The following is an 11,243-nucleotide window of genomic DNA, read 5'->3' as shown; positions in this document are numbered from 1 at the left end:
CAAGAGCGCAACAACGGCCTTGCCCCTCTTGAAATGAGGAACAAGGCCGTAGCTTAAATCTTTTATTATTTGATTGTCCACTTGACAGGGAGCAGTTCAAGGAGAGGGGCAGGTTTCTTCTTTGCTTTTAACCGATTTACTATGTTGAAATTTACCAGCAGTTCGATTAATAACCACTTTCTCTTTAAACTTCCCTCTACTATCAAATTCATATGAAGTTGAACCATTATCTGATTTAGAAGTCATTAATATGGGTCCTTTATAACTAGTAATAAAAAAATCTCCATCGACAATTATCGCACTCGTACCATCATAGTCATGCCGTAAGGATGAATTATCAGGCTTTTCAAGATAATAAAGATATTTAAGGGTAAAAATTAATTCTGGATTCGTCCCTTTCTTGTGAGGAAGGTGTTGTGCATAATATCCTGAATGTCTAACAAGGTTAACATTGATAACATAGCAGCCCCATAGAGCTAATAAGATCACTGGAAGGGCAAACCATTTCTTTGACATCATCACGATAACTTCCTAATTAAATCGATCTTGGTATTTTTTATTGAACAACCATTGCAAGTTAACTTTTGGTTCTATTTCCATCTCTTCAACAATAGGATTGATGACTTCATCCACATAGGTTTGAGCTTCTTGTTTTCGAGTTTCTGTTTTCTCATAAAGAGAATCTTCCCCGTCTAGTTTCATATAATGATAAGTAACAAATTTGCCACTTCCGTCAAAATAATACATACGAGATCTTTCATTACTCTTCCCATGAAAAAAAGAAAGTACAAATTTGACTGAATTATCTCTGTTACCTTGCCCTAGTGCAAATTCATTGTGTTTTACAATTGCATTACTGCCATCCGTATCAAACCTTATCCCGTTTACTCTGGATTCTCCCAAATAAACTAAATTGTCTAAAATAACCACCATCTCAGGATTAGTATCCTTATCATGAGTTTGAGGCATATGTTTAACATAGTATATGCAATAAGTTGACAGATTTTTGTTAATATAAATAAATCCAGATATTGCTAGAACAAACACTATTGATAGCGCAAGCAGTATTCGCTTTAGTCTTTTTTTGAGCATCCGTTTTATCTCCTACGTTTTTTAATTGTTTTCTTTTTAGGCATAACCTTCTTCTTAGGCGCAGCTTTCTTTTGAGGTGCAGCCTTCTTCTTAGGCGCAGCTTTTTTCTTAGGTGTAGCTTTCTTCTTAGGCGTAGCCTTTTTCTTAGGTGCAGCTTTCTTCTTAGGTGTAGCATTCTTCTTAGATGCAGCTATCTTTTTAGGTGCAACTTTCTTCTTGGTTGCAGCCTTTTTCTTTGATGTTAGAGCAGTCTTGATAGCTGTGTAAGCTTTTTTGATTGGTTTAACAGCTTCTTTAAATGCTTGTTTTACTGGTTTAAGAGTCACTTTTTTTATCAAGTCATAAGTTTTTTTAGCTGTGGCAACTATTAGTGAGGTCTTTTGAATTGACTTACTTGAATTTTTAGACTTACTCTTATTCTTAGGTTTGAAGAAGTCTGATAGCTTATTCTTAATAGGGGTAAAGATAGTCTTGTTAACTTTTTTGACAAAACTTTTTACTGGTTTAACCACTTTCTTATCAAACGTTTTGGCAATGAACCTACCAGTTGTCTTGAAGGGATGCTTGAGGAATTTCTTAAGTTTACTATCGTAAAGGACTGTATCAAGTTTATGAATATTCTTTCCAATATTCTTATAGTCACCAGTACTAAAAGAGTATACTAATGCTCCAAGCCCTCCTAAAGTAAAGAAGCTGGCGACAATTTCTGCAGCTGATGCAAATTGTGCCTCACCTTTAGTTTTACCCTTTCCTTTACCATAAACTTCTAGGAAGAGGTCTTTACGCTTTTTATCCAAATTAGGTTGATTGTAGTAGGCTAAAATTCGTTCATCCAAAGTCAAATCCTTATAAGCAGGGTGTTTGGCTAGGATAATGGCATCCATATCAGTATAGATATCTGATTCTGGCATCGTGGTTAAGATATCTCCCAGAAGAGAATTTTGTTCAAGGATCAAGCTTCGTTTATCGGCCGAAAGGAACCTAAGAACCCAAGATTCAAGAATCTGGTAGCTTGCAATATGTTTAATCGTTTCATCTGAAAGCTTTTGTTTTTCTAGCGATGCAAGTGTAGCTATTATAACATTATTGAAGAATTCTTGAAACCATAACCAACCTTTGTTTGTATCTTCACTTTTCAAATCGTTTTCTCTTCACTAGTCACCCGAGGTCTTTCTCGTTCACGAACCTTGTTTTGGATCGTATTCTCTCAATAATAGTTCATCACCAACTTTAAAGTTTCGATCGTTATAGCGGCATTCAAAAGGTTTTGTACCATCTTTGACTGCTTCAAAATACTGGGGGTAACATTTCAGCATGTGTTGTGTCACCCATTACTCCTTATACAAAAACCATCAGTTCGGGATGAAACTCCAAAGTTAGCCACAGAGCTTCTTCTTGGGTCATTTGACGAATATATCTCCAGGTTCCATCTCTTGCACGCCTATAATAGGGATAGGTGCCATGCTTATTTTTAGGACTTAGTTCATGAATAACTCTATCTTTCTCAACTCCCCAAATAAAGCTAGAAGGTTTGTAATAGTAACCGTTACCCAGCCAAATCCTGCCTAACTCATCATACTGTCTAGAGTTCTTTTCTTCAGAGATAACTTTAGTATCTGTAACAGTTACTTCTTCCTTTTCATCAAGATCAATCACTTCAAAGACCTCTAGTGTTTCAATATCCATGATAATTTCAATGTTATCTGACATCTGCTTTGTGTCCTTTCATTAGTTTCAGACAACGAAAAAAGAGAACGACTTTTCTCGTTCTCTTAAGCTATAAGGTATTTAATTTTGAGTTTCCCGAAATTCTAGACACTTACGGCAGGATGTGAAATTAAAACACTAATGTCCTAGGCATCTAAGTCCTTTTTATACTGATTTTTCTGGAGGAAAGCTTTCCAAACTTGCCTAGAACCTCTGAAAAAGTGACCATTTATCATGGTTAAAATTCCCTCTACCATAGGATGGTCAATCATGCCACCGGTCATTTTAGCAATAGCTCGAAAGGGCATATTATAGATGAACAACAAGTTGAGATCAGGCTTACCTTTTTTCTCGGCACGCCCCAACAACCAGCTTAAAATTTTATAAACCAAACGAGCTAGACCATTTTTTGCATACTGTAATTTCAAAACAGGATCATTAATACGAAGCTCTTGTCCAACTTTCCAAGATTCTTTAGGAATTGTACGACCAAGTAAATTAGAAAATTCAACATCTGAGACTAAATTTACTTGTCCAGATTGATAGGATGATAATTGACTATAATCTGGAAGTTGCTCAGTTGTGCCGCTGCGCATGACTTCACCACTCAATCTAATATCGGCTACCGAAGCTCCTATGGCAATCTGGTAAACTCCTCCTTCAATCTCAAAGGAATCTGTAATCGTATTAAAATAGCGGAAGGTATAATCATCAAAGGTAAATTGAACTTGGATGGATTGACCTGGCTCTAAATAAACTTTTTTGAATCCCTTGAGTTCTTTACTTGGTCCAAAAATAGCTCTGCTGTGTTTCCCAACATAGAGTTGAACAACCTCTGCGCCAGCCAGTTGACCAGTATTGGTCACTGTAAGTTCAGCACCCAAATCCGTTAGAATTAAATTGCTATAGACAAAAGTCGTGTAAGAAAGCCCATAGCCGAAGGGATACTTAACTGGAGTAGCTGTTGTATCAAAGTAACGATAACCCACATAAAGTCCTTCTCGATAGAGCGCATAGTCTCCGCTCGCAGGGAATTCATATGAGGATGGTACATCTGATAAGTCTAGTGGATAGGTTTCACTCAATTTACCGCTTGGGTTAGTCTTTCCAGTCAAGACATCCAAGATAGCCAAAGCACCAGCTTCACCAGAAAGATAAGCATGAACCAGTCCTTTTACCTCGGTATCCCAAGAAAGATCTACAACTGAACCAGCTGATAAGACAACAACAATATCTTTGCCTAAGGCTTTGAGAGCTTCTAATAACTTGAGTTGATTTTGTGGCAGAGAAAGATGAGAACGATCCATTCCTTCACTTTCACTAATCTCGTCCAAGCCCATGTAGTAGAGTATAGTCTCAGCTTCACGTGCCACATCTACGGCTTCTTGAAGAAGAACATCATCCTCTTTATCCACACGCTGATACCCTTGAGCAAAGCCTAGCACATTTAAGTTGTAATCTGACAAATGGTCCAAGGTCAAATCCAGTTTTTTAGGATTGATAAGTGAAGAACCAGCTCCTTGGTAACGAGGATTTTGAGCAAATTCACCAATAATAGCGACCGTTTTTTGGCTGTCCAGTGGCAAAATATGATCTTCATTTTTCAACAGGACAATAGACTCTGCCGCCGCACGATGCGCAATTTCATGTTGAAGTTCATAATCTACAATGCGCTTTTCTTGAGCCGCTAAATCAAGGACAACTGTTAGAAGTTCATCAACTCGCTCATCCAAAATCGCCTCTGATAGACGACCATCTGCGACTGCATCTATGATTTCTTTTTGTCCGACAAAGACTGTACCAGGCATCTCTAAATGACTACCATTTTCAACACCAAGAGCGTGATCATTCGAACCACCCCAATCTGACACAACAATGCCATCGAAGCCCCATTCATCTCTCAAGATATCACGGAGCAACCGTCTATCTTCATTGGCATAAGTACCATTGATTTTGTTATAAGCTGACATCAAGGCTTTAGGCTGTCCTTCTTTTACAGCAATTTCAAACCCGGTCAGGTAAATTTCTCGCAAAGTTCGTTCATCGACAATAGAATCCGATGCCATGCGACGCAATTCTTGACTATTAGCCGCAAAATGCTTGGGAGTCGCTGCAACACCTTGGGATTGAAGTCCTCTTATCATCGCAGCAGCTAATTTGCCAGCTTGGTAGGAATCTTCTGAGTAATACTCAAAATTACGCCCACATAATGGGTTTCGCTTGATATTCAAACCAGGTCCTAAGACCATATGCACTCCCAAGCTACTGGCTTCTGTACCGAGCGCTTGTCCAACTTCCTCCAGCAAATCCGGATTCCAAGAATTAGCCAAGGTCGCTGCCGTTGGAAAACAGGTTGCAGGTACTGATGCATTGAGTCCTAAATGATCTCCTTCTCCCTCTTGCTTACGAATACCATGAGGTCCGTCAGAAAGAAAGATTGATGGAATTCCCTTTTCCGGAAAGTCTCTTGTTTCCCAAACTGATTTACCAGCCATGAGAGTTGCTTTTTCAGCCAAAGTCAGCCGCTGGATAAGAGCTTGATGTTTCATACATTTCTCCATTCTTTGATATGCTATAGGTTTATCATAGCAGAGCAGGTTAGATTTTAAAACGGTTTCTTCATAAGTTGTTCACAATTTATCACAGTCTGCTAGAGGCAGAAAACGAAGCCTTTCGACCTCGTCCTCCTTATTTCATAATCACAAATTTCATCATTGGATAATTGACCGCCACTTGGACAAAAATATTAACCCAGTTTGCACAAGTCTGTGCCCAACCCAAACTCATCCCCCAGTTCTGGAAAATAGCTGTCGTATAAGGTGGTAGGACAATGGATAAAATGCCAGCTACTACAACTGTCAATATATACCAATGAAGCGTTTTTGAAATATCATTTTCAGCACCAAAGACTAATTTACGTTGGACGATATAGTTGACAATTTGAGCACATACATAGGCTAGCAAGAATGACAGAAAGCCATTGAGTCCTCCATTTTTTACAGGGTAGTGAAAAATAAACCAATCGAACGGTTGCCCTGCAAATGCCTTAAAAAGAAAACTACTTCCAATCCAGAGCACGATAAAATTTGTAATGGTGGCAATATTTGATAAGACATTGAACTTGATAAATTCCCATAAATCTGGGTGTGCTTTAATCCAGTCTTTCATGATAACCCCAATCTAATCTTAATCACTAAGTCAGAAAGCGTGACTACTCACGCTTTCTAGCTTAGGCTACTTCTTCTTTTTTCTTTACTGTCACCTTAACAAGACCGAGGCCAAGTAAACCAACAAGAACTACATTCCCTGCTACAAGTCCTACAAGCCACCATTTTGTTTTAGGTTTATAGATGTTAAATGCCGCTGAGTTTGCAACTGTGTAAAGAATGTTCTTAGTTGCTTTACGCAAGGCTGTTTGACCTTCTTCTGTTCCTGTACTTAATGATGGAGTGGCACCAAGTGTTGAAAGTGCCAAGTCTCCGCCAGCACGAATTTCTTGATCTGAGCTCATATAGCCACCCATGAAGTAATCAGTGATGACCATACCCTGGAAGCCCCACTCATCACGAAGAACTGTTGTTAAAAGGTCTTTATTTCCACCAGCCCAAAGTGTTCCAATGCGGTTAAATGATGACATAATCGCTGTCGATCCACCTTCTTTTACAGGAATTTCAAAGGCCTTAAGGTAAACTTCTCGAATAGCTTGTTCATTAGACCAAGTCGCTACTCCTGTACGGTTATCTTCTTGGTCATTCAATGCGAAGTGTTTTGTATAGGTATAAACACCATTTTCTAGAGCTTTTTTAGCTAAAGCTGATGCCATTTTTCCTGAAACGACAGGATCCTCTGAATAGTATTCAAAGTTACGTCCTGAGAATGGAGAACGATGAATATTGACAGCAGGACCATACAATCCAACAACACCGTGAGCAAGAGCCTCCTTAGCAAAAGCATCACCCATATCAGCTACTAAATCAGTATTCCATGTAGAGGCTACAACGACTTCAGAATTATACTGAATACCCTTGATATTTTGGAAAATACCATTTACTCCTGCAGGACCATCAATATCAATAGTTGCTGGTTTATCAATTGATTTTACAGCTCCTGTAGCATAGCCACCATAACCAATAAGGTTAGCCATGTCGTCAGATGACATTTGGTCCAATAGACTTTCCCATCGTTCATCATCGTAATCTGCACCTGCTAGATCAACTAAGCGTAAGTCTCCATCAGTTCCTTTAACAGCCTCTTTGGCTGTTTCATTTTCAGGAATACGATGATTATTAACGTCCATTTCAGCGATGATTTCATCACTAGCTTCGCGATCTTTGGTGCGTTCAGTTGGAGAAGTACCTTCCCAATCGCTACGTGAGATGTAATTAATATCTCCAAGCGCGTAGTCAAAAACATTCGTTACTTCGGTCTTATCAGAACTTCTTTGGTTAAGGATTTGTTTGCTTTCAACCGTCAATGTTTCGGAATCGAGAACATCATGAGCGTTATTCATCAACTTGATTTCATATTTACCTGCATCTAAAACATAAGCTTTTTCAGTTTTGTAATCGTATGAAGCTAAGTCATCGCGATCAAATGAAATCGTCATCTCTTCGCTAGCACCAGGTTCTAACTGCTCTGTTTTATCGAATCCAGCAAGAACAACATGAGATTTTTCAACGCCTCCAACAGTATACGGAGCAGTGTAGTAAACTTGAGCAACTTCTTTACCAGCTACTTCACCCGTATTAGTTACTTTGACATCTACTTTAATTTGATCACCGTCTTCTTTGACACTGGTAATTTCCTGTTTGAAATTGGTATAACTTAGACCGTAACCAAATGGATATTGAACTGTTTTACTATACGCATCTTCATCAATTTGACCTGTAGTGTTATCTACGAAACGTGTTTCATAATAACGATAACCTACGTAAATACCTTCTTGGTAATCCACAAATTTTTGAGTAGCTGTTGTCTTTTTACCATCCCAGCCTGTCGTTACATATTCAGAATTCGTGTAGGTGAAGTCACCGGTATTCCAATACGTTGGATTTGAAGTTAAATCGTAAGCATAGGTATCTACTAAACGACCAGAAGGATTGACGTCCCCATCTAAAATTTCTCCAACAGCAGTCAGGCCAGACAGACCTGGCCCTCCAATCCAAAGTGCTGCATCAACATTTTCATCTTCCAAAAAGCCAAGTTCCATAGCGTTAGAAGAGTTAATCAGAACGACTACTTTGTCAAAGTTTTGCTCGACCATATTGAGCATATCTTTTTCAACATTCTGTAATTCAAGATAATGTTTATCGGCATCGCCCTGCTCATAGTCAGCCATACTTTGTGGAAGATCCGCACCTTCTCCCCCATTACGAGAAATAACAACGAGCGCTGTATCTGAAAAGTCTTTTGCGTTAGTTAGTAAATCTTCGGAATACTTGTCTTGAGAGGGTTCATAAATATTATAATCACCACCATTAAGTGAAAAGACACTACCTTCTTCTTTTTCAGGAAGATTCTCAGTATAAAAATCAGTTAACTCACTATTGACTTCATAACCAGCATCTTCTAAACCTTTTTGCAAATTAACATTACGAGATTCATCTGCTGATCCAGAACCAGATCCCCCATAAGTAATGGCAACAGAAGAAATTCCGAAAACATTCACTTTTTTAGTATCTTTTAGCGGTAATGTCTTATTCTTATTTTCAAGAAGTACAGAACCTTCACGCTGGATTTCTGTTACTAATTCCTTCGAAACTTTTTCAGCATCCGTAATTTTTGCATCATCTGCATATGACGGTGCAAAATAAGTGTCAATAACATTAACAAACATATTAACTGCATAATTGGCTCCGATAATGATCACACCAAGCATAGCTAACAGTGCTGCAAAAATTTTCCCTTTTTTGGTTGAAAAAGACTTATTCTGCAAACCACGGTAAATAGCATACGCCAACAATGTAACAACAAGAATACTTGCAAAAATTAATGTATTTTTTACAATAACTGTAGCATCCCAAGATTGGTATGAGCTAGCGTAGTCTTCAGCACTTACTGTGCTACTCACAGATAATAATACTGTCACTAAACTAGCTAAACCAGTTTTCTTCCAAGTCTTCATAAGACCCCTCCTAAAATTTTTTGACTGGTACTCCCAGTCCTTTCTTTTCGACATTACTTTAACAAATCCACCAGATATTGAAAACCCTTTCTTCATAACTTGTCATGTTTTTATCATAAATTGAAAAAACGCTTTCTTATTGACCTGTCTTTTTGTCTTAGATTTTGATATACTTCTAGTAGAAAGGATTGGATTATGAAAATTGCAATCGTTGAGGATCAAAAGATAGAACAGGTTCGGCTTAGTTCCTATATTAAATCATATTGTCAACACAAGCAAATTCCTGTCGACATTACCTTTTTTAATGATGGAATCGATATCGCAAGCGACTACGATTTTAGCTTTGATGTCATCTATTTAGATGTGGAAATGTCAGTGTTGGATGGAATGTCTGCCGCTAAAAAAATTCGCGAACGCGATAAGGATGTCCTACTCGTTTTTGTGACCAACCATTCTCAAGTAGCTATTCAAGGCTACTCAGTAGAGGCAACTGACTTCCTGTTAAAACCACTCTCCTCATTTGTTTTTACCGAGCATTTCAAGAAAATTTTACGCAAACTTCCTCAGAAGGAAACCAAGTCACTGGTCATCAAAACTAAATCTGCAACCTACAAACTTTTGCAAGAGGACATCACCTATATCGAAAATCAGGGGCATACAATCTATATCCATACACTTAAAGAAACCATCACCACAACAGGAACCCTTAAAGCTATGGAAGGAAGTCTACCCGCTGAAACTTTTTACCGATCTAACTCCTGCTATATCGTCAATATGGCTCATGTAGAAAAAGTTGACGGTAACATTTCCTATGTCGCTGGAGAGGCTCTTCAAATCAGTCGACCTCGTAAAAAGGGATTTTTAACCGCCTTAACCAACTATATCGGAGATGAGCTCTTATGATGTATCCTGATATCCCACGAATCTATACGGCACTTGCTGAGTCCTTAGCCGTCCTAATCATTTGCTGGCCTTTAGTTAATACAGATAACCGCTCTAAATATCCCCTTAAAATTTTCCTCGTTTTTATAGGACAACTTCTCCTACAGTTCCTAGCTGGTACTCTTCCACTAATCTTTTGGATTCCCGGTATGGCTTTGAATATTATGTGGATGGCATTTTCCTTTATCCTTTTGGGAGTTAGCAAGCGTCGAGTAATTTTATACCAAGCAGCTAAGGCCTTTATCATGGCGGAACTTGTTGCCGCTTTGGCTTGGCATCTCTATTGTCTGACGCTTTTTCGAACTGCTATTGATCAACTAATCCCTCAAATCATTCTTGTTAGTCTGTGCTACCTACTGTCCTTTCTTTTTGTTTTTCGAGAGGAGAAAAAGGTTTCTATTTTAGAAATAGGACCTTTAATACATAAACAAGAAGTAACAACTGCAATTTTTACAGCCTTAGCTATCTTTATCATGTCCAATATTGGTTTTATCTTTCCGAAGAGTCGCTTTGGACTGGAATCCAATACAGTCTTCATCACGCGTACACTGATGAATTTTTCAGGTCTGCTTTTGCTATTTATTCAAGAAAACCAACAGTATGAATCCTATCTGAGGCAAGAATTAATAGCTGTCAACGCTACCTTGCAGCTGCAATATCAGCAATATAAAGCCCACAGTGAGAACAATGAGCTCATCAGCCGTAAAGTCCATGATTTCAAACACCAGCTTGCTCTCATTCGTCAAGAGAATCAGACTGATTTGCAAGAACGTTATTTCCAAGAATTAGAATCTAGTATTCAGGATTTTGAGGCTAAAATCGAAACAGGGAATGCTGTCTTGGATACTATACTTTCCCAGAAAAATCGTTATTGCCTTAGTCTCGGTATCAACTTTACGGCCATCGTACAAGGAAACTTGCTCAACTTCATGGATGTCATGGACATCTCAGCCCTCTTCGGTAATGCCTTAGATAATGCAATTGAAGCTGTTGAAAAAATAGGAGATAAAGAAAAACGATTGATTACCTTAAAAGTTGCTCCTCACAACCACTTCGTTATTATTCGTTTAGATAATTACGATTTATCTGACATTAAATTAAGCGGAGAAAAACTTCCACTCACCTCTAAAACTAACACTGGCTATCACGGTTATGGTCTTAAAAGTATAAAATTCATCGCTCAAAAATATGATGGTAATATGACCCTAACCAAACAAGATAACTGGGTGACTTTAAAAATCGTTTTACCACGGTCATAAAAACAAAAAGCTGGCTATTTTGTCAAGCCCCGTCTAAAATAGACAGTGTAAAAAAGAATATTAGTTAGTAAGGTATGACTCCCTGAATTCCATAGGGGTCATACCTTTTAATTTTTCTT

Annotated in this window: 9 protein-coding genes and 1 pseudogene; 2 read left to right on the top strand and 8 right to left on the bottom strand. The window is 38.3% G+C overall.

The features are described from left to right. Positions 1–96: 96 nt before the first annotated feature. The 8 genes and pseudogenes from ACFORF_RS03070 to ACFORF_RS03035 all read right to left on the bottom strand — a co-directional run bounded on the left by ACFORF_RS03070 (position 97) and on the right by ACFORF_RS03035 (position 8,923). Positions 97–519 (bottom strand): hypothetical protein, encoded by a 423-nt coding sequence (locus ACFORF_RS03070; RefSeq protein ID WP_380425394.1) that lies wholly within the window; start codon positions 517–519, stop codon positions 97–99. Positions 520–531: 12 nt separating this feature from the next. After that, positions 532–1,092 carry a hypothetical protein gene (locus ACFORF_RS03065; RefSeq protein ID WP_380425391.1) on the bottom strand — a complete coding sequence of 187 codons (561 nt, stop codon included), beginning with the start codon at positions 1,090–1,092 and terminating at the stop codon, positions 532–534. 5 nt (positions 1,093–1,097) lie between these two features. Next, positions 1,098–2,231 (bottom strand): hypothetical protein, encoded by a 1,134-nt coding sequence (locus tag ACFORF_RS03060; protein ID WP_380425388.1) that lies wholly within the window; start codon positions 2,229–2,231, stop codon positions 1,098–1,100. A gap of 45 nt (positions 2,232–2,276) precedes the next feature. Then, positions 2,277–2,420 (bottom strand): annotated as a pseudogene (locus tag ACFORF_RS03055) (DUF3850 domain-containing protein); the annotation flags it as partial. Positions 2,421–2,430: 10 nt separating this feature from the next. Continuing rightward, a complete protein-coding gene (locus ACFORF_RS03050) occupies positions 2,431–2,802 on the bottom strand; it encodes a hypothetical protein (RefSeq protein WP_380425385.1) in 372 nt (123 codons plus the stop codon). A 143-nt stretch (positions 2,803–2,945) separates the two neighbouring features. Next, entirely contained in the window at positions 2,946–5,348 is a 2,403-nt protein-coding gene (locus tag ACFORF_RS03045) for a glycoside hydrolase family 3 C-terminal domain-containing protein (RefSeq protein WP_380425382.1), read from the bottom strand. A gap of 139 nt (positions 5,349–5,487) precedes the next feature. Further along, on the bottom strand, positions 5,488–5,967 hold the full coding sequence (locus ACFORF_RS03040; protein WP_380425379.1) for a GtrA family protein: 480 nt from the start codon (positions 5,965–5,967) through the stop codon (positions 5,488–5,490). A 61-nt stretch (positions 5,968–6,028) separates the two neighbouring features. Continuing rightward, the gene (locus ACFORF_RS03035; RefSeq protein WP_380425377.1) at positions 6,029–8,923 is read right to left on the bottom strand and encodes a glycoside hydrolase family 3 protein; all 2,895 of its coding nucleotides are present in this window, start codon (positions 8,921–8,923) and stop codon (positions 6,029–6,031) included. Between the two features lie 195 nt (positions 8,924–9,118). Here ACFORF_RS03035 and ACFORF_RS03030 point away from each other — a divergent pair, with 195 nt between their 5' ends. Together ACFORF_RS03030 and ACFORF_RS03025 are read left to right on the top strand one after the other, a co-directional pair. Then, positions 9,119–9,826, top strand: a complete 708-nt coding sequence (locus ACFORF_RS03030; protein ID WP_380425374.1) for a LytR/AlgR family response regulator transcription factor — start codon at positions 9,119–9,121, stop codon at positions 9,824–9,826. A gap of 188 nt (positions 9,827–10,014) precedes the next feature. Further along, complete coding sequence (locus ACFORF_RS03025; RefSeq protein ID WP_380425372.1) at positions 10,015–11,124, top strand: ATP-binding protein; 1,110 nt, start codon at positions 10,015–10,017, stop codon at positions 11,122–11,124. Positions 11,125–11,243: the final 119 nt, after the last annotated feature.

The sequence above is a fragment of the Streptococcus caprae genome, from assembly GCF_042649745.1.
Lineage (GTDB): Bacteria > Bacillota > Bacilli > Lactobacillales > Streptococcaceae > Streptococcus > Streptococcus caprae.
Note: the sequence above shows the minus strand (reverse complement) of the source record. Positions and strands in the feature narration are given on the sequence as shown.